The sequence below is a fragment of the Stenotrophomonas sp. SI-NJAU-1 genome (assembly GCF_020883215.1).
GTDB lineage: Bacteria > Pseudomonadota > Gammaproteobacteria > Xanthomonadales > Xanthomonadaceae > Stenotrophomonas > Stenotrophomonas indicatrix.
Genome location: NZ_CP086598.1, coordinates 1314895 through 1341349, shown reverse-complemented (window position 1 = coordinate 1341349; position 26455 = coordinate 1314895). Strand labels below are relative to the sequence as shown.

Below are 26455 nucleotides of genomic sequence, written 5' to 3'. Positions count from 1 at the left end.
GGGTTCGGCGGGGCCGCCTTGCTGGGCGCCCCCGCGCACGATCGGAAAGCCTACCACGGAGCGCCTAGTGCGCGCAGCTGGCGTCATGCACGTGGCCGTGGTTCAGGCGCAGGTTGACCAGGTGCGCGATGCCGACCAGCAGGCCGCCCAAGGTCATCACCACCGCATGCGGCACCGCGTTGTGGTGCAGCGGGTCGTACAGCACGCCGGCCCACAACGCGATCAGGCCGGGAATCAGGAACGCCAGCGCACGCAGCGCGCCGTGCCGCCGGTAACCCCAGACCAGGCTGAACAAGCCCAGCAGGGTCACGAACACCACCAGCGCCTTCTCCACGCCATCGCTGAGCCAGAAGGACAGGCCAAGCGAGGGGGCAGCGGCCAGCAACAGCGGAATGACCGCGCAGTGCACCGCGCACAGCATCGAACCGGTGGCGCCGAAGCGATCGAGCAGGTGGCGCAGGTGGCGCAGGCGTGAGGGCAAAGGCATGACTTCCAGCAGGGCGGCGAATCGTTATGGAATAATATAACATCGTTTCCCGACCCGCACGGTTCCCCTCCCCTGTCCCGCCGACGGGATTCGTGCGCCACCCGATTGATACAATGTAACAAAGGACCGCCATGCCCTCCCACCACCCTCGTTTCAAGCCGCATTCCCTGGCCCTGGCGCTTGCTGCGCTGCTGCCCTCCGTCGCCTTTGCGGCCTCCGACGATGATTCGCATCGTGACCGCCACCTGACCGAGCTGTCCTCGGTGCAGGTCACGGCATCGCCGCTGCAGGGTGATACCGAATCGCTGGCGCGCCCGGTCGAAGTGCTGTCCGGTGAGCGCCTGGACGAGCAGAAGGCCGGCACCCTCGGTGACACCGTCGCCAAGCTGCCCGGCGTGCAGAGCACCTTCTTCGGCCCCGGCGTCGGCCGCCCGATCATCCGTGGCCAGGAAGGTCCGCGCGTGGCCGTGCTGTCCAACGGCATGGGCAACATGGACGCCTCCACCGTCAGCGCCGACCATGCCACCAGCATCGAGCCGTTCCTGGCCGACCAGATCGAAGTACTGAAAGGCCCGGCTACCCTGCTGTTCGGCAGCGGCGCGATCGGCGGTGCGGTGAACGTGGTCGATGGGCGCATTGCGCGCGAACTGCCGGATCGTCCGCTCAGCGGCCGTGCCGAGCTGCGTGGCAATTCGGTCAACGACGAACGCAGCGGCATGTTCCGCCTGGACGGCGTGAGCGGCAATGTGGTGCTGCACGTGGATGGCCTGGTGCGCAATGGCGATGATTTCCGCATTCCCGGCTACGCGGTGATCGACGGCCTGGAAGACCACCACGATGACCACGACCACGCGGGCGAGGAAGGCGAAGAGCCGCGTCGCGGCCGCCTGGACAACAGTTCCATCCGCACCCGCGCCGGTGGCGTCGGCGCCACCTGGCTGGGCGAAGGCGGCTACTTCGGCGCCTCGGCCAGCACCTACCGCACCAACTACGGCATCCCCAACGGCGCCCACGTGCATGCCGACGGCGATGGCCACGACCATGATCACGACCACGGCCATGGCGAGGAGGAGGAAGGTGAAGAGCACGACGTGCGCATCGACATGGTGCAGAACCGTTTCGAGACCAAGGCCGGCATCTACAACCCGGTATCGTTCCTGAAGAACGTCAACGCGCGCGTGGCCTACACCGACTACGAACACGTGGAGCTGGAAGCCGGCACGCCGTCCACCCGCTTCACCAACCGCGGCATCGAAGGCCGCCTGGAAGCGGTGCAGCAGCAGATCGGCGGCTGGGACGGCGCCTTCGGCCTGCAGTTCGGCAACAGCGATTTCGGCGCCAAGGGCGAAGAAGCGTTCGTGCCCGATACCGGAACCAGGAACATCGGCCTGTTCGTTCTGCAGGAAAAGCAGTTCGGCCCGTTCAAGCTGGAACTGGGCGGTCGCCACGACCAGGTCAAGCTGGACCCGACCGGCGACTACCGCCGCCGCAAGTTCGACGCCACCAACCTGTCGGCTGCCGGCATCTGGAAGCTCAACGATGCGGTCGACCTGCGCATCGGCGTGGACAGCTCCGAGCGTGCACCGACCAATGAGGAGCTGTATGCCGCCGGTGCGCACATCGCCACCCGTTCGCTGGAAATCGGTGATGCCAACCTGAAGACCGAGCGCGGCCAACGCATTGAACTGGGCATCCACACCCACAGCGAGCGCCTGGACTTCTCCGCCGCGATCTACCAGACCAGGTTCAAGGACTTCATCTACCTGGCCGACACCGGCATCACCGAGAGCCTGCCGGTGCGCACCTGGACCCAGCAGGACGCGGTGTTCAAGGGCGCCGAGGCCGAAGCACTGGTGCACCTGTTCGAAGGCGGCGCCGGTGATTGGGACCTGCGCGTGTTCGGCGACTACGTGCAGGCCAAGCTGGACGGCAACGGCAGCCGCACCCTGGACATCGCCGTGCCGCACGGTGACCACAACCACAACTACAGCGTGGAACTGGCCAACACCGGTTACCTGCCGCGCATCGCCCCGGCCCGCGTCGGCGCCGACCTGCGCTGGGCGAAGGATGGCTGGCGTGCCTCGGTGGGCGCGGTGCGTTACAGCCGGCAGAAGGACGTTGCGCAGAACGAGGAGCCGAGCAACGGCTACACCCTGGTCGATGCGCACCTGGCCTACCGCTGGGACCGCAGCGACAGCAACAGCTACGAGTTGTTCCTGGATGGCAGCAACCTGACCAACCGCGAAGTGCGTCCGCATACCTCGCTGCTGAAGGATTACTCGCCGCTGCCGGGTCGTGGTGTCGCTTTCGGGATCCGCGCGTTCTTCTGATGAGGCATCCACGCGTGGCGTGGATCTACGGGGGGCCGCGTGGCCTCCCGTTTTTTTTTGCGCCCCGCCCGCCATCACGCATCCGTCACAAAGATGTGCGTACGACAACAAGCGGACAATCCCGTCGCCATCTGTCTCTCGCCATCCGGACATTTGTGTCCGAAAATGAAGCCATGACCACCCAACGTGCCGATGCCGCTGCCCGCCGAGCCCTCATCCTCGATGCTGCCGACCATGTGTTCGGCCAACACGGCGTCACCGCGCCGCTGGACCTGGTGGTCGAGCGTGCCGAAGTCGGCCGCGCCACCCTGTATCGGAACTTCCCTGACCGCACCGCGCTGATCCAGGCGCTGCTGCAGCGCACGGTCGACCGCATCCGCCGCCAGGTCGAGCAGCTTGGCGACCGCGACGACGCCCTGTTCGAGGTGTTCGAAGGCATGGCCCAGCGCATCGTCGATTCGCCGGCACTGGCCGATTACTGGCGCGCGGTCGATTCGGACGTGCCGGCCATGCGCACCGCACGCGAGACCGTGCGCGACCTGCTGGAAGCCCCCATCGCCCGCGCCAAGGCCGCTGGCCTGTGCCGGCCCGACCTGGAGAAGACGGATATTTCACTGATCTCGGGCATGCTGGGGGCGGCCCTGCGCGGCAAGACCCGCGATGAGCGCGCCCAGCTGGCCGGGCGTGCCCTGCAACTGCTGCGCGGGGGACTCCAGGGAGCAGCCAGCGGGGAACGCTGATGGTGCAGCCGTACCTCAAGCCGGTTCCGGATTGGGAGGAGCACGAGAAGCCGACCATGCCCGGTTCGGCGTCGATGCCCTGGCACCCGCCTTATCGGCGTGCAGCCTATGCACTGGTGTCGCTGCTGGTGGCCATCACCGGTGGCCTCGGCAATGCGCTGGTAACGGCCAACCTGCCCTTCCTGCAGGGGCAACTGGCACTCACTCCCACCCAGGGCAGCTGGCTGGTGGCTGCCTACGCCATGGTCAACGTGACCGCCAACCTGCTGGCCTTCAAGTTCCGCCAGCAGTACGGCATCCGCCTGTTTGCCGAGATCGGCCTGGGGCTGTACGCGGCGCTGGCGGTGCTGCACCTGTTCGTCGGCAGTTTCGAGACCACCATGCTGACCCGCGCCGCCAGCGGTTTCGCCGGCGCGGCCTGCTCGACGCTGGGGACGCTGTACATGCTGCAGGCGCTGCCACGGCGATTCACCGGCAACCTGCTGGTGATCGGCGTCGGCCTGTCGCAGCTGGCGGTGCCGATTGCCTGGATCGTCTCGCCCGGCCTGGTCGATACCGGCCAATGGCACCAGCTGTATTCGTTCGAAGCGGGGCTGGCGCTGTGCGCGTTTGCCGCCGTGGTCGTGCTGAAGCTGCCGCCGGGCATCCAGGTCAAGGCCTTCGAACCGCTGGATTTCCTCACCTTCGCCCTGCTCGCGCCTGCCGTCGCCCTGCTGGTGGTGGTGCTGGCCCAGGGCTACACGCGCTGGTGGTTGAACACACCGTGGCTGGGCTGGGCGCTGATCGCCTCCATCGTGCTGACCACCACCGCACTGATCATCGAACACTACCGGCGCAACCCGCTGCTGCAGATCCGTTGGCTGTCGACCCTGCCGGTGATGCACTTCATCGTCGGCGCCTTCCTGATCCGCTTCCTGACCACTGAACAGTCCTACGGCGTGGTCAACCTGATGCGCACGCTGGGCATGGGACCGGACCAGATGCGGCCGCTGTTCGTGGTGATCCTGGCCGGCGTGGTCACCGGCATCGCCGGTGCGTCACTGACCTTCGGCCCGAAGCGCCTGATCGCGCAGTTGCTGATGGCGATCCTGCTGCTGGGTGCCGCCGCGTTCTTCGACCAGCATCGCACCAGCCTGGATCGCCCGCACGACTTCTACATCAGCCAGTTCCTGGCGTCGGTGGGCGCCGGCATGTTCATGGGCCCGCTGATCATGCTCGGCATTTCCGCCGCGTTGAAACAAGGCGTGGACCACATGATCACCTTCCTGGTGACATTGTCGATCACGCAGACGCTGGGCGGACTGGCCGGCTCGGCCGTGCTGGGAACGTTCCAGCTGCATCGCGAGCAGCTGTATTCCAGCGCGCTGACCAGCCAGCTCGATCCAGCCGACCCGGTGGTGGCACAGCGCCTGCGCATCCAGCAGCAGCTGTACGCAGCGCAGATCACCGACCCGGTACTGCGCAGTGCCCAGGGCAGCGCGCAGCTGGCGCAGACCACCCGCCGCGAAGCCAACGTGCGAGGCTTCAACGATGTGTTCACCCTGAGCGGCTGGCTGGCAATCGGTTTCCTGTGCTGGTTGCTGCTGCTGTCGCTGCGTACCGCCGTACGCAAACAATGGCGCAAGCGCCATCCTTCCTCCCCCGCTGCGGCTGCGACCGCGGCACCGCGCTGAGTCCACCGTCATGCCGCCCGTCCCGCCCCGTCCAGACGACACCGACGCTGCCGAGAACGTCACCCCGCCGCCACCCACCGATGCGGCACCGGCGGTGACGCCTGCCGCTCCCGCCGCCGCGCCGAAGTACCTCAAACCAAGTTCGCGCAGCGTGGTGGTGATGGTGGTGGTGGCCCTGCTGGGCATCGCGCTGATCCTGCGCGCCTGGCACCTGTGGCCGTTCACCAGCAGCGTGATGGTGACCGACAACGCCTATGTGCGCGGTCAGATCACGGTGATGGCGCCGCAGGTGAACGGCTACGTGACCGACGTACTGGTGAAGGACTTCCAGCACGTGAAGCAGGGCGAGCCACTGCTGCGTATCGACGACCGCATCTACGCGCAGCGGGTGGCTCAGGCGCAGGCCACGCTGGACAGCGCGCGCGCGGCCCTGGCCAATTCGGACCAGTCGCAGGCGCAGAACCGCGCGCAGATCGCTGCGGCGCGGGCCACGCTGTCGGCCGGCCAGGCCGAGCTGCAGCGCTCGCGCAACGAGGCCAAGCGTTACGAGGAACTGGCGGCGCAGCAGCTGGTGTCGATCAACGACCGCGACAAGTTCCGCACCAGCCAGGCCTCGGCGCAGGCCAGCGTGCAGCAGTCGCAGGCGCAGATCCGCATCGCCGAAGAAACCCTGGTCTCGACCCAGGTCTCGCGCAAGAGCCTGGAAGCGCAGGTGGAAAGTGCGCAGGCACAGCTTGAGCTGGCCCGCATCGACCTGGCCAATACGGTGATCCATGCGCCGCGCGACGGGCAGATCAGCGAAGCCAGCGTGCGCGTGGGACAGTACGTAGCCGCCGGTTCGCAGCTGCTGTTCCTGGTGCCCGATGCATTGTGGGTGGTAGCCAACTACAAGGAAGGCCAGACCTGGCAGATGAAGATCGGGCAGCCCGCCTCGTTCTCGGTGGATGCGTTCCAGGGCCAGGTGCTGCGCGGACGCGTGGAGCAGATCGCGCCGGCCACCGGATCGGAGTTCAGCGTGCTGCGCCCGGACAATGCCAGCGGCAATTTCACCAAGGTGGTGCAGCGGCTGCCGGTGCGGATCTCGATCAACGGGGACCAGGAACTGGCGGCGCGGTTGCGGCCGGGCATGTCGGTGATCGTGCGGGTGGATACCGCGACCAAGCCGTTGGACTAGGGCGCCGGCCCGGTGGAGTCGAGCCATGCTCCATGCTCGGCTGCATTGTCATGAAATGGGTCAGGTCCCTTTGCCAGTGGCAAAGGGACCTGACCCCAGTCCCGAGGAAGCCGGCCAGCGGCCGGCACTACCCTCGCATCAGCCTGCGCAGCGGGCGCAGAGTCCGTGTACTTCCAATGTCTGTGCCTGCGGTTGGAAGCCGAGCTCCTTGGCCCGCTTTTCCAGCTGGGTCACGATCTCGCGGTCTTCCAGTTCCACCGCGCTGTGGCAGCTGTTGCAGATCAGGAACGGCACCGAATGGGCCGCACTGCTGGGGTGGTGGCAGGCCACGAAGGCATTGACCGATTCCAGCTTGTGCACGAAGCCATTGGCCATGAGGAAGTCGAGCGCGCGGTACACGGTGGGCGGGGCGTCAGCGCCCACCCCCTTGCCGTTGCGCACCCACTCCAGCAGCTCGTAGGCCTTGACCGGCTTGCCGGCCTCGGCGATCAGCTTGAGCACGTTGGCGCGGATGGGGGTGAGGCGCAGCCCGCGCTCACGCGAGACGCGCTCGACCACCGCCACGAAATCCGAAGCGTCGTGGACATGGTGGTGCGGGGCCGTACAGGCGGTTTTGGCGGACATGCGCGTTCTCCAGTTCGGGCGTGGGCCGCAGGGCTCAGGCCGCTGCTACCTTGGTGATGGCCACATCGATGCGTTTCAAGGCCTGCTCGCGTCCGGCCAGGTACACGGTATGGGAAATGTCAGGGCTGACCTGGGTGCCGGTGATGGCCACGCGCAGCGGCTGGGCGACCTTGCCCATGCCCATTTCCAGCGCCGCCGCTGCATCGTGCAGGGCCACGCCAACGGCCTCGGCGGTCCACTCCGGCAGGGCTGCCAGCAGCTCGCGGGCTTTGCCCAGCGGCAGTTCCGCGCCGGCCTTGAAGTGCTTGGCCACGGCCGCTTCATCGTATTCGTTCAGCGGCTGGTACCAGACCACGGCCTTCTCGGCCATTTCCTTCAGGGTCTGCACGCGCTCGCGCAGGGCGATCACCACGTCCACCGGCGCCGGGCCAGCGGACACGTCCAGGCCCAGCTTCTGCAGCTGGTAGACCAGGTGCGGTGCGATCGCGGCCGGCTCCTCGGTCTTCAGGAAGTGCTGGTTGACCCAGCCGAGCTTGGCCATGTCCAGGCGCGAGGCCTTGGAATTGCAGTCCTTCACATCGAACAGGTCGATCAGTTCCTGGCGGCTGAACAGTTCCTGGTCACCGTGCGACCAGCCCAGCCGGGCCAGGTAGCTCAGCAGTGCATCAGGCAGGTAGCCGGCGTCCTTGTACTGCATCACGTCGGCCGCGCCGGTGCGCTTGGACAGCTTGGCGCCCTGCTCGTCCAGGATCATCGGCATGTGGCCGAACTTCGGCACCGGTGCGCCGATGCCTTCGTACAGGTTGATCTGGCGCGGGGTGTTGTTGATGTGATCGTCGCCACGGATGACTTCGGAGATCTTCATGTCCCAGTCGTCCACCACTACCGCGAAGTTGTAGGTGGGGTAGCCGTCCGGACGGAAGATCACCATGTCATCCAGCTCGCTGTTGGCGATCTCGATGCGGCCCTTGATCAGGTCATCGAACACCACCGTGCCTTCAAGCGGGTTCTTGAAGCGGATGACGCGGTTCGGATCGTCCCTGTACGGCAGGCCCTGATCGCGGGCAGCACCGTTGTAGCGCGGCTTTTCCTGCCTGGCCATCGCGGCTTCGCGCATGGCGTCCAGTTCTTCGCGGGTTTCGTAGGCGTAGTACGCCTTGCCGTCGGCGATCAACTGCTCGGCCACTTCCTTGTACCGGGCCACGCGCTCGGTCTGGTAGACCGGGCCTTCGTCGTAGTCCAGGCCCAGCCACTCCATCGCTTCCAGGATCGCGTCGATCGCGCCCTGGGTGCTGCGTTCACGGTCGGTGTCCTCGATGCGCAGCACGAACTCGCCGCCACGATGGCGGGCCTCCAGCCAGCAGTACAGCGCGGTGCGGGCGCCACCGATATGCAGGTAGCCGGTGGGACTGGGGGCGAAGCGGGTGCGGCAGGTCATGGAGGGCTCGAGGAACGGGTATCCCCCGATTTTACCAGCCCTCCGCCCCCTGCGGAAAAAGGGGACGGAGGGGATCAAGTCACTATTGCCGCGCTCCCGGGAGAACGCCGATGCAGCGGAGGGGAAACACGACTTGATCCCCCTCCGTCCCTTTTTCAGGGCTCGGGCTTGCGCGGGAACGGCTGCTCGCGCATGGCGGCGTGGTAGGCAAAGGAGGCAACGATGGCGGCGGCCTGCTTCAGGTCTTCCGGTTCGGCGTGGTCCCAGGTGTCCAGGTGGCTGTGGTGGACGTTGCTGAAGTAGTCCAGTCGGTCCTGGATGAACTGGAAGCCCGGCAGGCCGATGCGGTCGAAGCTGATGTGGTCGGTGCTGCCGGTGTTGCGGGTGGCCACGGTGGTTGCACCCACGTCATGGAACGGGGCGAGCCAGGCTTCGAAGATCGGCATCGCCGCCAGGTTTTCCTGTGCGTAGATGCCACGGAAGCGGCCCGAGCCGTTGTCCATGTTGAAGTAGACCTGGAACTTGCCGTAGTCGCGGGTCTTCTGCAGGGCACCGGTCGGTTCGCGCAGCGAGGCCGGCAGCGCCTTCTGCGCCGGGTCGGTGGGCTCGGGGAATCGACCGAAGTGCTTGGCCACGTAAGCCTGCGAACCGATCAGTCCCTGTTCCTCGCCACTCCACAGCGCAACCCGGATGGTGCGCTTGGGCTTGGCGCCGCTGGCCTTGAGGATGCGCATGGCCTCCATCATCACCGCCACGCCGGCGGCGTTGTCGGCCGCGCCGGTGCCGCTGTGCCAGGAATCCAGGTGCGCGCCGATCATCACCACCTCGTCCGGCCTGCTGCTGCCACGGATCTCGGCCAGGGTGTTGTAGCCGGGCTGGTCGGCCTCGTCGGTGAAGCGTGCGGCCACATCCACGCGCAGGCGCACGCTCTGCTTGGCTTCCAGCGCGCGTACCAGCGGATTGAAGTGCTCGGCGATCATCGCCAGTTCGGGAATGCCGACCGCTTCGCCGGCCTTGCGCGAGCCGCCACCGGCCACGCGGATGATGCCGTTGTCCCAGCTGCTGATGCTGATCGAGGCCAGCGCGCCTTCTTCAACGAAGAATGCGTTGACCTTCGCCGCCAGCGCCTGCTTCTCCTGGTATTCCTTCACCCGCTTGGCGCGATCGGCGGCCACGTCCTTGTCCTTGGGCAGGGTGAATTCCTGCAGGCCTTCCAGCGAGGTGGCGTCGTGCCGGTGCGAATCGGCGTCGGTGCCGCGCTTGTATTCGCGGGCCTCGCCCAGCAGCAGGATCTTTCCACGCAGCTTGCCGCGATATTTCTCGATGTCCTCGGGCTTCTTGATGTCCACCTGCAGCAGGTCGCCCTCGACCGGGCCGGTGGTGCCCGGCGTCCACGCCTTGGGCAGCGCATGCAGTGGCTGCACGCGATCGCCCAGCATTTCCACGCTGGCCGAGGTGAATTCCCAGCCACGGCCGAATTCGTCGAAGGCTTCGTCATGGACATTGTCCAGCTTCCATTCGCTGAACTTGCCGCGGGTCCAGGCGTTGGCACGCCCCATCGCCGGCGAATTGGTCAGGCGCGGCCCGATGCGTTCGGTGAGGTAGCTGAAGGTATCCATCACCTGCGACTTGTGGAACGCCTGCTGGCGGATCTTGCCGACCATGTCCAGGTCCACCGGCTCGCGCTGCTGCGCCACCGCATTGCCACCCATCGCCAGCGCTACTGCCAGCACGCCCCACTTCAGCCCGCTCCACGTCAACACGCCGCACCCCTGCCCTTCGGCTCGATCATCATCCGCTCGAGTCTAGCCAGCCGCGGCGCCCGGCCCCCGTCCCATCGGTCATGGGCATCTGGCAGCTCCACGTCATGCGTGGATGGCGCTTCCCCACCGAAGGGCGCTGCGGACCAAGGTCCGCACCCACAAGAAGCCCAGTAGATCCGCGCCACGCGTGGAGGGGGCCTCCGCTGTCACCCCTTCCACCCCAGCCACAGCTGCGCGCGTTCGGGCAACAGCAGCAGCCAGTGCCGCTGGTCGATGCTGCTGCAACCAAACACCGCCGCATGTTCCGGCCAGTCTGCCGGCAGCCCGTCGATGCCGATCTCCGACAACGCCGCCGCCCCGGCCTTCCATGGCCGGTAACGGGGCACCTTGCCGGCGAGCGCGCCGCGTCCGTGCCGCGCCTCCCGCAACCAGTCCAGCCCGCGCCGCTGCAATCCTTCGCAGGTGATGGCGGCCAGCTGGAAGCGGACCAGGCCGGGCGCGATCCGTGCCCCCGGCAAGGCCGCCAGTACCCCATGGGCCTGCAGCAGTGCATCCACCTCCAACAGCGCGGGAATGCCCTGTCGTGCCCGTTGCTGCAATCCTTGGCGCCAGCCCATGGCGTACTCCTTACTTCTGTTCGGCCAGGGCGTACCAGTCAACCCGACGGGTCACCCACATCGCCAGCGCGAGGATCACGAACAGCAGCAGCGAGCCCATCAGCAGCGCATTGTTTTCCGAGACCAGCAGCCCATACAGCGCGCCATACAGCACCGTCAGCATCGCGGCGAAGCCCAGGCCCCGCTTCCAGTGACCCAGCACATTGGCCAGGTACACCGCCTGCAGGCTGATGCAGGCCAGCGCGGAAACCAGGTAGGCCTGCCAGAAGGCGATGTGCTCGGACAGGCTGATCAGCAGCAGGAAGAAGATCGCCAGCGCCAGGCCGACCATCAGGTACTGCAGCGGATGGATGCGCAGCGACTTGATCAGTTCGAACAAAATGAAACCAACGAACGTCAGCACCACGAACAGCACGCCGTACTTGGACGCGCGGTCGGCCTGGGTATAGGTATCGATCGGGTCGACCAGCGAAACCTGCACCGCCTGTGCATCCAGGTCATCGCCCTCGCGCAGTCGCTGCTGTGCGTCCGATGCCAGCGAGGACACGGCCCAGCGTGCATCGAAGCCCTGCGCATCCACACGCCGCTCGTTCGGCAGGAACGCACCGGCGAACGATGGATGCGGCCAGCTGGACCGCAGGGATATCTGGTTGTCATCGCCCACCGGCACCACCGACAGCGAGCGGCTGCCATCAAGCTGCAGTTCCAGTTCCACGCTGCTGGCCGCCAGGGTGCCTCCGGTGCGGGTGATGCCGGTGATCGGTGCATGCAGCCCACGGCCCAGTGCGGATGCGCCGGCCACGCCCGGCAGCAGCTTGACCTGCTGCCCATCAACCCGCAGGTTCGGCGTACCGACCAGGCCACGCGCATCGGACACGCCCAGCGCGATGTAGGCCTCGCCATAGGTCATGCCATCGTGCTCCGGGTAGGCGTCCTCGCTGAAGGTCGCCTTGAGCTGGCCGTTCCAGCTGTACACCGGCACCTTGAACAGGCCGACCGAGCGCTGGCCGGGCAGCAGCTCGCCACTGATCTGCAGGGTGGCCGGCGGCTGCAGCCAGTAGCCCTGGGTAGTCTGCAGCTCGCTCTTCTTGTTGCCCTGCACATCGACCACTTCCACCAGCTCGCGCTTGGACCATGGCACCACGCGCACCGGCCCGACCACCCGCTGGGTACCGGCACGGCTTTCGGCCACCCGCGAATAGGCTTCTTCGCGATAGGCGCTGCGCTCGGTGATGACGCTGCGGATCAGGTACAGCGGAATCAGCAGCAACAGGATCAGGCCGCCGACAATGGCGAACCGCAGCAGCATCTTCAGGGATTTCATCGTCCGTCCTCGTTGGAGAGGACTGCAGGATGGACGGCTGCGGTGAGCAGGGTTTGTGGCGAATTTGAAGCGGGTGTGAAGTCAGCGCCGCGGACGCTGGCCCGGCATCGCCAGCGGCAGCCACAGGCTGGCCATGGTGCCGCCGCCTTCACGCGGCTGCAGGTTGGCGCGGCCGTCATGCAGGCGCGCGACTTCCTGCACGAAGGGCAGGCCGAGGCCGGAACTGCGGCGGCCGGTGCCGGGTCGGGCCAGCGAATAGAAGCGTTCGAACACGCGCTCGCGTGCGTAATCGGGAATGCCCGCGCCACGGTCGGCAACCTGCAGGCGCATGCCCTGCCCGTCCGGCAGGGCACTCAGCCACACCTGTGCCCCGGGTGGCGAGAACGCAATCGCGTTGTCGATCAGATTGTGCAACGCCTGTCGCAACAGATAACCATCGCCCTGCACGCGCAGGTCGGGCACCTGCTCGATATGCAGCTGGACACCTGCGGCCTGTGCGCGTACCTGCGCCGCCACAGCGGCTTCCTGCAGCAGCACCGGCAAGGCGATCGGATCACGGGTCTGCAACCAGCCGTGCTGCTCGACCTCGGCCAGCGCCAGCAGCTTGTCGATGGTCTCGGTCAGCCGTTCCTGCTGGTCGACGATGCTGCGTGCGAAATGCGCACGGTCAGCGTCGGCCATCGGCTCCTGCAGCAGCTCGGCGGCCCCCCGGATCGCCGCCAACGGGCTTTTCATCTCGTGGGTCAGCGATTGCACGTACTGCTCGACGTACGCCTTGCCTTCCAGCTTGCGCCGCATGGTCTCCAGCGCCTGGCCAAGATCGCCGATCTCGTCGTTGCGCCGCTTCGGCGGCGGCACCGGTTCACCGGCACTGACCGCACGCGCATAGCGGCTGAGCTGGCCCAGGCCGTTGGTCAGCCACATCGTCACCAGCACGCCCACCAGCGCCGACAGGCCGATCAGCCAAGCACCGCGCTCGATGATGGCTCGCTGGCTGGCGGCGATGAACGGATCGATGCTGCGGTTGGGCTGGGCCAGGCTGAGCACGCCGATCAGCGTGCTGCCATCGGCCGGGTCGTACACCGGCGCGGCCACGTGCATCACCGTGTTGCTGTCATCGCCCGGCGTTTCCGGGCTGGAGCGCGCACCGTATTCGCCGCGCAGGGTGCGATAGACATCGTTCCAGCGCGAATTGTCGCGGCCAACGTCGCGGCCCAGCGAATCATAGATCACGATGCCCTTGGCGTCGGTGATCGTCACCCGGTAGTCCAGCGCACGCTTGGGGAAGCGCCAGACCATCGCCTTCAGGTCGCGCTGCCGGGCCTTGGCCAGGTTGCGGGTGAAGGTGCCATTGCGGATGGTGCCGGCCTTGACGTCGGCGGCGGCCATTTCCGCCAGCACGTTGGCCGCATCCACCAGGGTCGATTCCATGGCCTGGCGCACGCCCGGCTTCACTTCGTTGACGAACACACGCATCACGAAGAACGCGGCGATGCCCACGATCAGGAAGAACCCCAGGAACAGTTTCAGGACCAGACGCACGGGTCAGACCTCCAGGGCGTAGCCGAGGCCGCGATGGGTGCGGATCGGCTCACCGCTGGCGCCGGCCGCCCGCAGCTTGGCGCGCAGTGTCTTGACGTGGGTGTCGACGGTTCGGTCGGCGCTTTCGGCGGCACTGTCCCAGCCACGGTCCATCAGCTGGGCACGGCTGAGGATCGCGCCGGGGCGCTGCAGCAGCGCCTCCAGCAGCGCGTATTCGTAGCGGGTCAGGTCCAGCGCATGGCCCTGGAAGCGGATGCGGCGGCCATCGCGATCGATGGCGAAGGCACCGTGTTCCTGCCAGCCGCTCTCGGCGGTCTGCGCCGCCGGAGCCGGTGTGGCACGCCGCAGCCGGGCGCGTACCCGTGCCACAAGCTCGCGCGGCGAGAACGGCTTGGCCATGTAGTCGTCCGCCCCCAGCTCCAGGCCCAGCACGCGGTCGAGTTCGTCGTTGCGGGCGGTCAGGAAGATCACCGGCACCTGCGCCACCGGCCCCGGCAGGGCCCGCAGCCGGCGGCAGACCTCGAAACCACTGAGGTCCGGCAGGCCGACATCCAGCACCACCAGGTCGATATCGCCGGCATGCAGCTGCTGCAGCGCCTGCCCGCCCAGCAGGCAATGGCTGGCGGCGTAGCCTTCGCTGCGCAGCGCATAGAGCACGGTTTCGGCGATGGCCGCTTCGTCTTCGACCACCAGGACATGGGTAACAGGGGCTGTCATGGCGCGCAGCATAGCCGCTGCGGCCCGTGCCCCGTACACTGCCGCCCATGAACTATCGCCACGCCTTCCACGCCGGCAACCACGCCGATGTCCTCAAGCACATCGTGCAGCTGGCCCTGATCGACAGCTTCAAGCGCAAGGACAGCCCGTTCTTCGTGCTCGACACCCACGGCGGTGCCGGCCGCTACCTGCTGGCCAGCGAAGAAAGCCGCAAGACCCTGGAAGCCGAATCCGGGGTCATGCGGCTGATGGCCCAGCCCAAGCTGCCGGAGGTGGTCGAGCGCTACCTCAAGGCGGTGCAGGCCGACAATCCGGTCGGCGCGATGATCGCCTACCCCGGCTCGCCACTGCTCAGCGCGCAGGCCATGCGCCCGCAGGACCGCATGGCGGTGTGCGAGCTGCAGGAGGATGAGGCCGCTTCGCTGAAGACCCTGTTCGCCCATGACAGCCGCGTCGGCGTGCACCCTGGCGACGGCTACGCGCTGCTGCGCTCGCTGCTGCCGCCCAAGGCCAATGGTGCCAAGATCGGCCGCGGCCTGGTCCTGATCGACCCGCCGTACGAGGCCCAGGATGCCGAGTACCAGGCCATCCTTGCCGCGCTGGCCGAGACCCTGGCGCGCTGGCCGCAGGCGACCTGTGCGGTCTGGTTCCCGATCAAGCAGCGCCGCACCATCCTGCATTTCCTGCGCAAGGCCACCGCGCTGCCGGTGAAGTCGGCACTGACCATCGAATTCCTGGTCCGCCCGGACGACTCCCCGCTGCGCCTCAACGGCAGCGGCATGCTGGTGCTCAATGCCCCCTGGCAGTTCGACCGCGTGGTCGGCCCGGCCCTGCCGGCCTTGCGCCAGCACCTGGGCGAGCCCGGCGCCAGCACCCGCCTGGACTGGCTGAAGACGGCCGAATGAGGGCCTTCACGAGGCTGTACGACCGTGAGCCTTTCGTTCACGGAACGCAGCCCCGGTGATGACACAATCGATGGACCACCAAGGAATCACCCGGTATGGCCACTCGCAACCGCATGCCGCCCTGGCATGAGATCTTCAAGGCTCCCAGCGGCCACGAGCTGCTGATCCGCCCCATCCGCCCCGAAGATGGCGCGCCGCTGCAGGCCGCCTTCAGCCTGTTCGGGCCGGAAGAAATCCGCGACCGTTTCCTGCAATCGGTGACCGAGCTGTCACCGGAAACCACCCAGCGCCTGACCCATCCCAACCCGAAGACCGAGATCACCCTGGTCGCCGCCGAGTCGCTGCCTGCTGGTGAGGCCGTGGTCGGCGCGGTGGCCCGCGCCTCGATCATCCCCGGTACCCGGGAGGCCGAGTACGCGATCCTGATCAGCCGCTTCCTGATCGGCCAGGGCCTTGGCCGCCAGCTGATGCGCAAGCTGGTGAAATGGGGCCGCGGCAAGTACCTGGACCGCCTGTATGGCGATGTCGCCGCCGAGAACGAGCCGATGAAGCAGCTGGCCGCCTCGCTGGGCTTCAAGCCGGTCCCGCATCCGAACGGGGCCGAAGGCCTGGTGCGGATGGTGCTGGAACTGGACAACTGACGGCAGCGCCGGGCCCTGCCCGGCGATGTTGATCCGACCGCTGCGCTCGCCGGGCATGGCCCGGCGCTACCCCGGTCACGCAACGATCATGGGCCAGGCGGGGGCTTCTGCTAAAATCCGCGGTTCATGTCGCGTACTCAATATCCCGCCCCGCCGCTGCCACGTGCCGGCCAGCTTCGCGCCTGGTGGCGCGCCCCCGCCTCGCCCACTGCCCTGGCCTGGTATCTGGCCCAGGCAGCGCGCACGCATGACGCGCCGCTGCTGGTGGTGGCCCGTGACAACCACGGTGCCAACCAGATCGAAGCGGATCTGCATACCCTGCTGGGAGGCGACCCGAGCCTGCCGGTGGTGGCGTTCCCGGACTGGGAGACGCTGCCCTACGATCGCTTCAGCCCGCACCCGGACATCATTTCGCAGCGCCTGTCGGCCCTGCACCGCCTGCCCACGCTGAAGCGTGGCCTGGTGGTGGTGCCGGTGCAGACCCTGCTGCAGCAGCTGGCTCCCCGCAGCTATGTCATCGGTGGCAGCTTCAATCTTGAAGTCGGCCAGCGCCTGGACCTGGAAGCGGAGAAGCGTCGCCTGGAAAGCGCCGGCTACCGCAACGTGCCGCAGGTGATGGACCCGGGTGATTTCGCGGTGCGTGGCGGCCTGCTTGACGTCTACCCGATGGGCGCCGACGAGCCGCTGCGGGTGGAACTGCTGGACGAGGACATCGATTCGATCCGTGCGTTCGATCCGGAAAGCCAGCGCTCGCTGGACAAGGTCGAAGCGGTGCACATGCTGCCCGGCCGCGAAGTACCGATGGACGACGCCAGCATCGCCCGGGTGCTGGCGACCCTGCGCGAGCGCTTCGACGTCGATACCCGGCGCAGTTCGCTGTACCAGGACCTGAAATCGGGCCTGGCCCCGGCCGGCATCGAGTACTACCTGCCGCTGTTCTTCGAGCGCACCGCCACCCTGTTCGACTACCTGCCTGCCGGCAGCCTGCCGGTCGTCTGCGTGGGCGCCGCTGAAGCGGCAGAGACGTTCTGGACGCAGACCGGCGAGCGCTACGAGCAACGTCGCCATGATGTAGAACGACCGCTGCTGCCACCGTCGGCGCTGTACCTGTCGCCGGACCTGCTGCGCGAGCGTTTGAACGACGCACCGCGCATCGAGGTTTGGGCCGCCGATCACGCCCGCATCGCCGAGGCGCATGCGCTGGGCGACCAGCCGTTGCCGCCGCTGCCGGTGGCCGCGCGCGAGGCACCGGCCGGTGACGCGCTGAAATCCTTCCTTGGCCATTACCCTGGCCGGGTGCTGATCGCCGCCGATTCGCCGGGCCGTCGCGAGGCCCTGCTGGAGGTGCTGCAGGCCGCCGAGCTGAAGCCACCGGTGGTGGCCGACCTGCTGTCCTTCCTGGCCAGCGACGAACGCTTCGCCATTGCCGTGGCGCCGCTGGAAGACGGCTTCGCCCTGGATGCGCCGCACATCGCGGTGCTGACCGAACGCCAGCTGTTCCCCGAGCGCGCCGGCAGCACCCGTCGCACGCGCCGCGCCGGACGGGAGCCGGAAGCGATCATCCGCGATCTGGGCGAACTGACCGAAGGCGCGCCGATCGTGCACGAGGACCATGGCGTCGGCCGCTACCGCGGACTGATCGCGATGGACGTCGGCGGCATGCCCGGCGAGTTCCTCGAAATCGAGTACGCCAAGGGCGACCGCCTGTACGTGCCGGTCGCACAGCTGCACCTGATCAGCCGCTATTCCGGCGCGTCCGCCGAAACCGCGCCACTGCATTCGCTGGGCGGCGAGCAGTGGAGCAAGGCCAAGCGCAAGGCCGCCGAGAAGGTGCGCGATGTAGCCGCCGAGCTGCTGGAGATCCAGGCCCGCCGCCAGGCGCGTGCCGGACTGGCACTGCAGGTGGACCGCGCGATGTACGAGCCGTTCGCCGCCGGTTTCCCGTTCGAGGAAACCCCCGACCAGCTGGCTGCCATCGACGCCACCCTGCGTGACCTGGCCAGCAGCCAGCCGATGGACCGCGTAGTCTGCGGCGACGTGGGCTTCGGCAAGACCGAAGTTGCCGTGCGCGCCGCGTTCGCTGCCGCCAGCGCTGGCAAGCAGGTGGCGGTGCTGGTGCCGACCACGCTGCTGGCCGAACAGCATTACCGCAATTTCCGCGACCGCTTCGCCGACTATCCGATGAAGGTCGAAGTACTGTCGCGCTTCAAGAGCACCAAGGAGATCAAGGCCGAGCTGGAGAAGGTCGCCGCCGGCACCATCGACGTCATCGTCGGTACCCATCGCCTGCTGCAGCCGGACGTGAAGTTCAAGGACTTGGGCATGGTCGTCGTCGACGAGGAGCAGCGCTTCGGCGTGCGCCAGAAGGAGGCGCTGAAGGCACTGCGCGCCAACGTGCACCTGCTGACCCTGACCGCCACGCCGATTCCGCGTACGCTGAACATGGCCATGGCCGGCCTGCGCGACCTGTCGATCATCGCCACCCCGCCGCCGAACCGGCTGGCCGTGCAGACCTTCATCACCCAGTGGGACAACGCGCTGCTGCGCGAAGCCTTCCAGCGCGAGCTGGCACGCGGTGGCCAGCTGTATTTCCTGCACAACGACGTGGAGAGCATCGGCCGCATGCAGCGCGAGCTGTCCGAGCTGGTGCCCGAAGCGCGCATCGGCATCGCCCATGGGCAGATGCCCGAGCGCGAGCTGGAAAAGGTGATGCTGGACTTCCAGAAGCAGCGCTTCAACGTGCTGCTGTCGACCACGATCATCGAATCGGGCATCGACATCCCCAACGCCAACACCATCATCATCAACCGTGCCGACCGCTTCGGCCTGGCCCAGCTGCACCAGCTGCGTGGCCGCGTCGGTCGTTCGCACCACCGCGCCTACGCCTACCTGGTCGTACCCGACCGTCGTTCGATCACGCCGGATGCGGAAAAGCGCCTGGAAGCGATCGCCTCGATGGACGAACTGGGTGCCGGCTTCACCCTGGCCACCCACGATCTGGAAATCCGCGGCGCCGGCGAACTGCTGGGCGAGGACCAGAGCGGGCAGATGGCCGAAGTCGGCTTCAGCCTGTACACCGAGCTGCTTGAACGCGCAGTGCGCAGCATCAAGCAGGGCCATCTGCCCGACATCGATGCCGGCGAAGAAGCGCGGGGCGCCGAGGTCGAGCTGCACGTGCCGGCGCTGATTCCGGACGACTACCTGCCGGACGTGCACACCCGCCTGACGCTGTACAAGCGCATTTCCAGCGCGCGCGACAGCGATGCGCTGCGCGAACTGCAGGTGGAGATGATCGACCGCTTCGGCCTGCTGCCGGATGCGGCCAAGAACCTGTTCGCCATTGCCGAGCTGAAGCTGCAGGCCAGCTCGCTGGGCATCCGCAAGCTGGACCTGGGTGAGAACGGTGGCCGCATCGTGTTCGAATCCAAGCCGAACATCGATCCGATGGCGGTGATCCAGCTGATCCAGAAACAACCGAACCTCTATGCCATGGACGGTCCGGACAAGCTGCGCGTCAAGCATCCGCTGCCGCTGCCCGAAGACCGCTTCAATGCCGCGCGGGCACTGCTGTTGACCCTGGCCCTGCGCTGATCGATCTGCAGGGTGCCGGTCCGCCGCGGGCGGCAGACCGGCCCCCTTTCCGTTTCCTGCGCCCGCGACAAGGAGTGTTGCCGTGAATCGTTTCGCCCCCCTTCTGCTCGCCACCAGCCTGGGCCTGCTTGCGGCCTGCCACAGCGGCATGAGCAACCGCGATTACCTGCATGAGAATGTCGCCAGCTGGAACGGCACGGTCAGCATGGTCGAGCAATGGACCAACGGCCCGAACGGCGAATCCTTCCATGCGTCGCTGCAGGACGGCAAGAGCATGCAGCAGCATCGCTTCGGCCTGAAGAACGCGCGCAAGGAAATCGCCGACCGGCGGGTCTTCGTCCAACAGTTCACTCATGGCAAGGACGCCGATGCACTGCACCAGAACCTGCTCGATTCCCTGAAGAGCACCGAACAGATGTTCGCCGTGATGGAACAGCTGGCCGCCCTGCCCGATGGCTACAGCGAAGAACAGGTCACCCCGCTGCTGCAGACGCTGGATGAGGCCGTGACCAGAATGGACGAAGACATGCAGACCCTGAGCGACGCGCAGGACGCCTTCGCCAAAGCCCATCGCATCCACCTGCAGACCACCGGCTGATCCGCGCAGCCCCGGTTGCGATGCGGCCGGGGCCAGAATACTGCATGCGACTGAACGCACAGCCCCACGCGGGGCCATTGATGGCCCCCGCGTGACACCGATGCGGGTACCCTATGCGCCGCCCCGGCCCGCTCTCGCGGGCCTTTCCGTTTTCTGCGCAGCTTCGCCGCGCCGCCAGTTCCGATGCCCCAGCCCAGACCTCCCGACCTCCTGCACGCGCAGGCCTGCCTGATCGACGCCCTGTCGATGTCGCTGCAGATGCGTGATGCCTATACCCGCCACCACTGTGACCGCGTGGGCCTTCTTGCGCAGCACCTTGCCCTGCACTGCGACCTGGATGAGGACGCCTGCGCGCAGGTCGGCCTGGCCGCGCGCTTCCACGATATCGGCAAGATCGGCATCCCCGACGAGGTACTGCTGAGCCCGCGCCGGCACAGCGACGAAGAGCGCGCGATCATGCGCGAGCACCCGGTGCGCGGCGAGCACATTTTCCTGGCCACCGGCCGCAGTGATGCCGCGCCGGTCGCGCGACTGATCCGTGCCCATCATGAAGCGTTCGATGGCAGCGGCTATCCCGATGGACTGCACGGCGAGGCCATTCCGCTCGGCGCCCGCATCGTCACCATTGCCGATGCCTACGATGCAATGACCAGCGTGCGCCCTTACCGCGCGGCGATGGAGCATGAGACGGTGCTGCGCATCCTTGATGAGCAGGCCGGTGGGCTTATCGATCCGTATGTGCTGGGTCGCTTCCACGGCATGCTCAAGCGTGAGCCCGCGCTGGCCTGATGAATACACCGAACTGAAATCCACGCGGAATTCGATTGATGTGTATGCACGGTCGCGCCATGCTCGACCTGCGGCCAATCGTGGGCGGACTTCTACCATGCAATCACAGAGCGAACAGAGCGACGTCAATCAGGAGTACCTCCTGTTGCAGGACGCAGCGACAAGGAAGGACGCCACCTTCCTTCCGCGCATCCTGCTTGCACTCGATGACGATTCCGAGCACATCGATTTGATGAAGGACCTGATTGGACTGGCGGAATCGTTCGATGCGCAGTGCTACCTTTCGGCTGTTCTCGATGCAAACAGCACGCTCGCAAACCGTGCCCCGGACTGGCTCGATGTCATCACGTATCGCATCATGAACTCTCGACCGCATCTTCAACTTTATGGAGAGTTGCTGAACCAGCATCACGACAGGAACCGTATCGCGACCTATCTGCGCGGGTTTCTCGAAAGAAATCCTGAAAAGAGGCCGCAAGCAGCAATGATGATTGCATCGATTCCGAACCAGCCCCGATAGCTCAGGATCGGCAGCCATTGGAAAGCAGAAAAAACCCGGCTTTCGCCGGGTTTTTCGTTCCACTCACTCCGGTGCGCTTACCAGATCACCACGCGCTTGTCGTCGGCACGCACCATCGCATCACCGGCCTTGCACTGGAACGCGGCGGCATAGGACGGCATGTTCGACGGCGCGCCGTTGGCACGGAAGTTCGCCGGTGCATGCGGATCGGTGTTCAGGCGCACGCGCAGCTCACCGTCGGTGAAGTTGCGACGCCACACGGTGGCCCAGTTCATGAAGAAGCGCTGGTCCTGGCTGTGACCGTCCACCTCGACGTTCGCCTTCGGGTTCTCCTTCAGCGCCATCTGCAGGGCATCGTAGGCCACGGTCAGGCCACCCAGATCACCGATGTTCTCGCCCAGGGTCAGCTTGCCCTTCACGAACACGCCCGGCACCGATTCATAGCCGTCGAACTGCGCGACCAGCCGGTCGGTGCGTTCGGTGAAGGCCTTGCGGTCGCTGTCGGTCCACCAGTTGTCGAAGTTGCCGTTGGCGGCGAACTGGCTGCCCGAGTCGTCGTAGCCGTGCATCATCTCGTGGCCGATGACCGCACCGATGCCACCGTAGTTCAGCGCCGGATCGGCCTTGGCATCGAAGAACGGTGCCTGCAGGATCGCCGCCGGGAACACGATCTCGTTCTTGGTGGCGTTGTAGTAGGCATTGACGGTCTGCGGGGTCATGCCCCACTCGGTCTTGTCCACCGGCTTGCCGATCTTGTCCAGCATGTAGCGGTAGTTGAACGCACGCGCTGCCTGCATGTTGCCCAGATAGCTGTCACCGTTGGTCTGCAGGCCCGTCCACTCACGCCACTTGTCCGGGTAACCGATCTTCGGGGTGAAGCTGGCCCACTTTTCCAGTGCCTTCTTCCTGGTTTCCTCGCCCATCCACGGCAGCTGCTCCAGGCGCGCCTTCAGCGCCACCGACAGGTTCTGCACCAGGTGCTGCATGGCCTCCTTCGATTCGGCCGGGAATACCGCGTCCACGTACAGCTGGCCCAAGGCTTCGCCCATGCCGCCGTTGACCGACTCCAGCACACGCTTCCAGCGCGGCTGCATTTCCTGCTGGCCGCGCAGGGTCTTGCCGTAGAACTCGAAGTTGGCCTTCTCGAACTGGCTGCTCAGGTACGGCGAGGCGTCGTCGATGGTGTGGAAGCGCAGGTAGGACTGCCAGGTGGCGGCCGGCACGTCGGCCAGCATCTTGTCCATCTCGCTGAAGAAGCCCGGCTGGGCCAGCGAGAACTTCTGCGCGGCCGGCACCTTCAGGGTGTCAAACAGCGCGGTCCAGCTGAAGTTCGGGGTCAGCTTGTCCGCATCGGCGGCGCTGAGCGGGTTGTAGCGCTTGGCCGGGTCACGCATTTCGATGCGCGACATCGAGGCCTTGGCCAGGCGGGTCTCGAACGCCATCACCGCCTTGGCCTGTTCGGCAGCCTGCGCCGCGTCCACGCCGGACAGCGTCAGCACCTGCGCGATGTAGGCCACGTAGGCGTCGCGGATCTTGGCCTGCGCGTCGTCGAAGTAATAGCCCTTCTCCGGCAGGCCCAGGCCGCCCTGGCCGACGTAGGCAATGACGTTGGCCGAATCCTTGTAATCGGCATTGGCGAACAGCGAGAACAGCACGCCCTGGCCCTGCGCCTGGCTGTCGCGCAGGTACTGGGTGATGGCGGCGGTGTCGTTCAGCGCGCCGATCTTGTCCAGCGTCGGCTGCAGCGGCGCCAGGCCGGCGGCCTCGATCTTCGCTTCGTCGTTGCCGGTCTTCCAGATGTCACCGATCTTGGCTTCCACCGAGCCGGCCTTGGCCTGGCTGGCGGCGGCCTGCTGCACCAGCGCGTGCTGCACTTCCAGCGAGCGCTCGCGCAGGATTTCGAAGCTGCCCCAGGTGGTCTGGTCGCCCGGCACCGGGTTGGCCTTCAGCCACTTGCTGTTGACGAAGCCGTTGAGGTCGGTACACGCGGCGATGGACGGATCCAGATCGGCGCTGTTGAGGCTGATCAGCGCGGTCTTGATCTGCGACTGGTCGAACGCCGGCTTGGCGGCGTCGGCAGCGGGCGCGGTCTCGTTCTTGCCGCAGGCGGCGAGCGAAGCAGCGATGGCGATGGTCAGGCCCAGCGGGACCAGATTGCGGACGTTCATGGCATGTCTCCAACGGCGAATCGTCCAGCGTAGCCGCTGCGGCGATGGTGGGGACCGGCCAAAGGTCACAGGGGGAACCCCCGTGGTCGCAACCGGGTAGGTGCGGACCGTTGGTCCGCACACACCCAGCAGGGGAATACCCACCAACGGTGGGTATCTACCGCGCCTTGCCCTGGTTGGCCACGGCTTCGGCGGCCTTGCGTGCCGCTTCCGGATCACCCAGGTAACGGAACGACTTCACGGTGAGGTCGTCGTTCAACTCGAACAGCAGCGGAATGCCGGTCGGGATGTTCAGCTCGAGGATTTCCTCGCGCGAGACGTTGTTGAGGTACTTGTACAGCGCGCGCAGCGAGTTGCCGTGGGCGGTGACCAGCACGGTCTTGCCATCCTTCAACTGCGGCGCGATGGCGTCGTGCCAGTACGGCAGCACGCGGTCGAGCGTCGTGGCCAGCGATTCGGTGCCCGGCAGCGCGTTGCGATCCAGCCCGGCATAGCGGCGGTCGTGGATCGGGTGGCCCGGATCTTCCAGGTCCATCGCCGGCGGCGGGATGTCGTACGAACGGCGCCACACCTTGACCTGGTCTTCGCCGTGCTTGGCGGCGGTCTCGGCCTTGTCCAGGCCCTGCAGGCCGCCGTAGTGGCGCTCGTTGAGGCGCCAGGACTTGTTCACCGGCAGCCAGTCCTGCTCCAGCTCGGCCAACGCACCCTGCAGGGTGTGGATGGCGCGCTTGAGCACGGAGGTGTGGGCGACGTCGAACTGCAGGCCTTCCTCGCGCATCAGGCGGCCGGCGGCAGCCGCTTCCCGGCGCCCCTGCTCGGTCAGGTCGACATCGACCCAGCCGGTGAAGCGGTTGTCCAGGTTCCACTGGCTCTGGCCATGGCGCAACAGTACGAGTTTACGGGTCACTGCAGGGTCTCCAACGCGAGGAAAGGCAGGCGGCCATTGTAGCCCCGGCGCCCGCTCACCGCGCCGTGGCGGTGTGGATGTCATCCTGTGGCCGATGAATACACTGATCGACCCCGGGCGCTGGGAAGGCAGCGTCAGCGCCGCGCGCGAACAGCAGAAGCAGCTGGCGACCCGCGTGCAGCGGCAGGACCGGCTGCCCGCTACCGTGCGCTGGCTGGCCGGGCTGGATGTCGGCTTCGAGGAAGACGGCGCGATCACCCGCGCTGCGGCCGTGTTGCTCGACGCGGACACCCTGCAGCCGGTGGCGCAGGAAATCGCCCGCATCCCCACCGTGATGCCCTATATCCCGGGCCTGCTCAGCTTCCGCGAACTGCCGGCGCTGCTGGCTGCGTTGGCGTTACTGCCGCGCGCACCGGACCTGGTGTTCGTCGATGGCCATGGCATCAGCCATCCGCGCCGGCTGGGCATTGCCGCACACCTTGGCGTGGTGACCGACCTGCCGAGCATCGGCGTGGCCAAATCGAAGCTGGTAGGCCGCTTCATCGAGCCCGACCCTGAGGCCGGCGCGCACACGCCGTTGCTGGACGGCGGCGAGCAGCTCGGCTGGGTACTGCGCAGCAAGCTGCGCTGCAAGCCGCTGTTCGTCGCCGGCGGGCATCGGGTCAGTGCGGATACCGCGCTGGCTTGGGTGCAGCGCACGCTGCGCGGCTATCGCCTGCCAGAGCCGACCCGGCTGGCGGATCGGCTGGCCTCACGGCGCGACGAACAGAGGTAGCGCCGGGCACCGGCCACCACACCCGCTTCAGCGATGCACGTGACCGCGATGGCCCTGCGCATCGGCAGCTGCATGATCGTGTCCGGCGTGATCGTCGTCCTTGCCCGCCGATGGCTGGCCACAGGCTTCGCCGCAGTGGTCGGCTTCGATCTGCAGGGTCACGTGTTCGATACCGAAATCATCGTGCAGGCGATCACCGAGTTCGCGCCGCAGGCGGTCGGCGTCGTCGCCTTCGCGCATCACGATGTGCGCGGTCAGTGCCGGCGTGCTGGACGCCAGCGCCCACACGTGCAGGTCATGCACGTCCAGCACTGCGTCGTGGTCGGACAGGCGGTCGCGGACCCTGGCCACGTCCATGCCCTTGGGCACGCCTTCCAGCAGCACGTTGATGGCCTCGCGCATCAGCACATACGTGCGCGGCAGCACCCACAAACCGATCAGAACGGCCAGGATCGGGTCGATCGGCTTCCATCCGGTCCATTGGATCAACAGCGCGCCGGCGATCACCGCCACCGAGCCGAGCATGTCGGCCCACACTTCCAGGTAGGCGCCCTTCACGTTGAGGCTCTCGCCGCTGCCGGCCTGCAGCAGGCGCATGGAGATCATGTTGATCACCAGGCCGACCGCTGCAATCACCAGCATGCCGGTGGAGGCGATCTCCTGCGGTTGGCGGAAGCGACCGATGGCTTCCCACAGGATGTAGCCGGCAACCACGAACAGCATTGCGCCGTTGATCATCGCGCCCAGTGCTTCAAGACGTGCATAACCGTAGGTACGGCGCGCGTCCGGCGGGCGCCGGCTCAGCCGCACGGCCACCAGCGCGATCATCAGCGCCAGGGTGTCGGTAGCCATGTGCGCGGCATCGGACAGCAGTGCCAGACTGTTGGTCCAGAATGCACCGACCACCTCCACGACAAGGAAGGTGGAGGTCAGGCCGAGCGCCCACCACAAGGGTTTCTCGTGGCGGATCTCGGATGGCAGGTGATCGTGGTCGTGACCCATGGCAACAGCTCCTTTGCGATGGGAGTCAGGCTACGCCGGCGGGTGTCGGGAAACTATCACGGTGTTTATAACATTGCAGGCCACCGATACCTTCGCCGGGCATGGCCCGGCGCTACCGGGTAGCGCCAGG

22 protein-coding genes are annotated in these 26455 nt (G+C 66.8%); 11 read left to right on the top strand and 11 right to left on the bottom strand.

Annotation, left to right across the window (positions count from 1 at the left end; translation table 11 throughout):
• Positions 1-64 precede the first annotated feature (64 nt).
• Entirely contained in the window at positions 65-487 is a 423-nt protein-coding gene (locus LMF57_RS06200) for a MerC domain-containing protein (protein WP_229291099.1), read from the bottom strand.
• Positions 488-618: 131 nt separating this feature from the next.
• Here LMF57_RS06200 and LMF57_RS06195 point away from each other — a divergent pair, with 131 nt between their 5' ends.
• The 4 genes from LMF57_RS06195 to LMF57_RS06180 all read left to right on the top strand — a co-directional run bounded on the left by LMF57_RS06195 (position 619) and on the right by LMF57_RS06180 (position 6404).
• Positions 619-2817 carry a TonB-dependent receptor gene (locus LMF57_RS06195; RefSeq protein WP_229291098.1) on the top strand — a complete coding sequence of 733 codons (2199 nt, stop codon included), beginning with the start codon at positions 619-621 and terminating at the stop codon, positions 2815-2817.
• Positions 2818-2990: 173 nt separating this feature from the next.
• A complete protein-coding gene (locus LMF57_RS06190) occupies positions 2991-3557 on the top strand; it encodes a TetR/AcrR family transcriptional regulator (protein WP_025879336.1) in 567 nt (188 codons plus the stop codon).
• Positions 3557-5230, top strand: a complete 1674-nt coding sequence (locus tag LMF57_RS06185) for an MFS transporter (RefSeq protein ID WP_025879335.1) — start codon at positions 3557-3559, stop codon at positions 5228-5230. The genes LMF57_RS06190 and LMF57_RS06185 overlap by 1 nt, the downstream gene beginning before the upstream one ends.
• A gap of 10 nt (positions 5231-5240) precedes the next feature.
• The gene (locus LMF57_RS06180) at positions 5241-6404 is read left to right on the top strand and encodes an HlyD family secretion protein (RefSeq protein WP_229291097.1); all 1164 of its coding nucleotides are present in this window, start codon (positions 5241-5243) and stop codon (positions 6402-6404) included.
• 138 nt (positions 6405-6542) lie between these two features.
• Here the strand turns inward: LMF57_RS06180 and LMF57_RS06175 are convergent, their stop codons facing one another.
• From LMF57_RS06175 to creB, 7 genes are all read right to left on the bottom strand, one after another.
• Positions 6543-7028, bottom strand: coding sequence for a Fur family transcriptional regulator (locus LMF57_RS06175; RefSeq protein ID WP_025879333.1), 486 nt, complete (start codon positions 7026-7028; stop codon positions 6543-6545).
• A 34-nt stretch (positions 7029-7062) separates the two neighbouring features.
• A complete protein-coding gene (gene gltX, locus LMF57_RS06170) occupies positions 7063-8466 on the bottom strand; it encodes a glutamate--tRNA ligase (RefSeq protein ID WP_208082592.1) in 1404 nt (467 codons plus the stop codon).
• Positions 8467-8621: 155 nt separating this feature from the next.
• Positions 8622-10178 carry a M20/M25/M40 family metallo-hydrolase gene (locus LMF57_RS06165; protein WP_229291365.1) on the bottom strand — a complete coding sequence of 519 codons (1557 nt, stop codon included), beginning with the start codon at positions 10176-10178 and terminating at the stop codon, positions 8622-8624.
• Between the two features lie 257 nt (positions 10179-10435).
• A complete protein-coding gene (locus LMF57_RS06160) occupies positions 10436-10846 on the bottom strand; it encodes a hypothetical protein (RefSeq protein ID WP_099783339.1) in 411 nt (136 codons plus the stop codon).
• Between the two features lie 10 nt (positions 10847-10856).
• Positions 10857-12170, bottom strand: a complete 1314-nt coding sequence (gene creD, locus LMF57_RS06155; RefSeq protein ID WP_117309864.1) for a cell envelope integrity protein CreD — start codon at positions 12168-12170, stop codon at positions 10857-10859.
• An 81-nt stretch (positions 12171-12251) separates the two neighbouring features.
• Complete coding sequence (creC, locus tag LMF57_RS06150; RefSeq protein ID WP_140224912.1) at positions 12252-13712, bottom strand: two-component system sensor histidine kinase CreC; 1461 nt, start codon at positions 13710-13712, stop codon at positions 12252-12254.
• Positions 13713-13715: 3 nt separating this feature from the next.
• Positions 13716-14441, bottom strand: coding sequence for a two-component system response regulator CreB (gene creB, locus LMF57_RS06145; RefSeq protein ID WP_229291096.1), 726 nt, complete (start codon positions 14439-14441; stop codon positions 13716-13718).
• A gap of 35 nt (positions 14442-14476) precedes the next feature.
• Between creB and rlmJ the strand changes: the two genes are divergently transcribed.
• From rlmJ to LMF57_RS06115, 6 genes are all read left to right on the top strand, one after another.
• Positions 14477-15334, top strand: coding sequence for a 23S rRNA (adenine(2030)-N(6))-methyltransferase RlmJ (rlmJ, locus tag LMF57_RS06140; RefSeq protein WP_117309861.1), 858 nt, complete (start codon positions 14477-14479; stop codon positions 15332-15334).
• A gap of 95 nt (positions 15335-15429) precedes the next feature.
• Complete coding sequence (locus LMF57_RS06135; RefSeq protein ID WP_025879325.1) at positions 15430-15975, top strand: GNAT family N-acetyltransferase; 546 nt, start codon at positions 15430-15432, stop codon at positions 15973-15975.
• Positions 15976-16101: 126 nt separating this feature from the next.
• Positions 16102-19566 (top strand): transcription-repair coupling factor, encoded by a 3465-nt coding sequence (gene mfd, locus LMF57_RS06130; RefSeq protein ID WP_033830682.1) that lies wholly within the window; start codon positions 16102-16104, stop codon positions 19564-19566.
• 82 nt (positions 19567-19648) lie between these two features.
• On the top strand, positions 19649-20164 hold the full coding sequence (locus LMF57_RS06125; protein ID WP_117309859.1) for a hypothetical protein: 516 nt from the start codon (positions 19649-19651) through the stop codon (positions 20162-20164).
• A 183-nt stretch (positions 20165-20347) separates the two neighbouring features.
• Positions 20348-20953 (top strand): HD domain-containing phosphohydrolase, encoded by a 606-nt coding sequence (locus tag LMF57_RS06120; RefSeq protein ID WP_117309858.1) that lies wholly within the window; start codon positions 20348-20350, stop codon positions 20951-20953.
• The gene (locus LMF57_RS06115) at positions 20934-21473 is read left to right on the top strand and encodes an Imm30 family immunity protein (protein WP_208082589.1); all 540 of its coding nucleotides are present in this window, start codon (positions 20934-20936) and stop codon (positions 21471-21473) included. Before LMF57_RS06120 ends, LMF57_RS06115 begins: the two co-directional genes overlap by 20 nt.
• 77 nt (positions 21474-21550) lie before the next feature.
• Here the strand turns inward: LMF57_RS06115 and LMF57_RS06110 are convergent, their stop codons facing one another.
• A complete protein-coding gene (locus LMF57_RS06110) occupies positions 21551-23641 on the bottom strand; it encodes a M13 family metallopeptidase (protein ID WP_180831405.1) in 2091 nt (696 codons plus the stop codon).
• Between the two features lie 157 nt (positions 23642-23798).
• On the bottom strand, positions 23799-24548 hold the full coding sequence (gene gpmA / locus LMF57_RS06105; RefSeq protein ID WP_025873769.1) for a 2,3-diphosphoglycerate-dependent phosphoglycerate mutase: 750 nt from the start codon (positions 24546-24548) through the stop codon (positions 23799-23801).
• A gap of 94 nt (positions 24549-24642) precedes the next feature.
• Here gpmA and nfi point away from each other — a divergent pair, with 94 nt between their 5' ends.
• A complete protein-coding gene (gene nfi / locus LMF57_RS06100) occupies positions 24643-25323 on the top strand; it encodes a deoxyribonuclease V (RefSeq protein WP_025873770.1) in 681 nt (226 codons plus the stop codon).
• Positions 25324-25350: 27 nt separating this feature from the next.
• Here nfi and LMF57_RS06095 read toward each other — a convergent pair whose 3' ends face one another.
• Entirely contained in the window at positions 25351-26325 is a 975-nt protein-coding gene (locus LMF57_RS06095) for a cation diffusion facilitator family transporter (RefSeq protein ID WP_025873771.1), read from the bottom strand.
• Positions 26326-26455: the final 130 nt, after the last annotated feature.

What these genes read in the sequence shown, in the direction of transcription:
- LMF57_RS06095 (WP_025873771.1), bottom strand. Translation starts at nt 26,325, where the DNA reads ATGGGTCACGACCACGATCACCTGCCATCCGAGATCCGCCACGAGAAA.
- LMF57_RS06185 (WP_025879335.1), top strand. Translation starts at nt 3,557, where the DNA reads ATGGTGCAGCCGTACCTCAAGCCGGTTCCGGATTGGGAGGAGCACGAG.
- LMF57_RS06195 (WP_229291098.1), top strand. Translation starts at nt 619, where the DNA reads ATGCCCTCCCACCACCCTCGTTTCAAGCCGCATTCCCTGGCCCTGGCG.
- LMF57_RS06120 (WP_117309858.1), top strand. Translation starts at nt 20,348, where the DNA reads ATGCCCCAGCCCAGACCTCCCGACCTCCTGCACGCGCAGGCCTGCCTG.
- LMF57_RS06190 (WP_025879336.1), top strand. Translation starts at nt 2,991, where the DNA reads ATGACCACCCAACGTGCCGATGCCGCTGCCCGCCGAGCCCTCATCCTC.
- creD (WP_117309864.1), bottom strand. Translation starts at nt 12,170, where the DNA reads ATGAAATCCCTGAAGATGCTGCTGCGGTTCGCCATTGTCGGCGGCCTG.
- LMF57_RS06135 (WP_025879325.1), top strand. Translation starts at nt 15,430, where the DNA reads ATGGCCACTCGCAACCGCATGCCGCCCTGGCATGAGATCTTCAAGGCT.
- LMF57_RS06110 (WP_180831405.1), bottom strand. Translation starts at nt 23,641, where the DNA reads ATGAACGTCCGCAATCTGGTCCCGCTGGGCCTGACCATCGCCATCGCT.
- rlmJ (WP_117309861.1), top strand. Translation starts at nt 14,477, where the DNA reads ATGAACTATCGCCACGCCTTCCACGCCGGCAACCACGCCGATGTCCTC.
- LMF57_RS06165 (WP_229291365.1), bottom strand. Translation starts at nt 10,178, where the DNA reads ATGGGTGGCAATGCGGTGGCGCAGCAGCGCGAGCCGGTGGACCTGGAC.
- nfi (WP_025873770.1), top strand. Translation starts at nt 24,643, where the DNA reads ATGAATACACTGATCGACCCCGGGCGCTGGGAAGGCAGCGTCAGCGCC.
- mfd (WP_033830682.1), top strand. Translation starts at nt 16,102, where the DNA reads ATGTCGCGTACTCAATATCCCGCCCCGCCGCTGCCACGTGCCGGCCAG.
- LMF57_RS06160 (WP_099783339.1), bottom strand. Translation starts at nt 10,846, where the DNA reads ATGGGCTGGCGCCAAGGATTGCAGCAACGGGCACGACAGGGCATTCCC.
- gltX (WP_208082592.1), bottom strand. Translation starts at nt 8,466, where the DNA reads ATGACCTGCCGCACCCGCTTCGCCCCCAGTCCCACCGGCTACCTGCAT.
- LMF57_RS06200 (WP_229291099.1), bottom strand. Translation starts at nt 487, where the DNA reads ATGCCTTTGCCCTCACGCCTGCGCCACCTGCGCCACCTGCTCGATCGC.
- creB (WP_229291096.1), bottom strand. Translation starts at nt 14,441, where the DNA reads ATGCTGCGCGCCATGACAGCCCCTGTTACCCATGTCCTGGTGGTCGAA.
- LMF57_RS06175 (WP_025879333.1), bottom strand. Translation starts at nt 7,028, where the DNA reads ATGTCCGCCAAAACCGCCTGTACGGCCCCGCACCACCATGTCCACGAC.
- LMF57_RS06180 (WP_229291097.1), top strand. Translation starts at nt 5,241, where the DNA reads ATGCCGCCCGTCCCGCCCCGTCCAGACGACACCGACGCTGCCGAGAAC.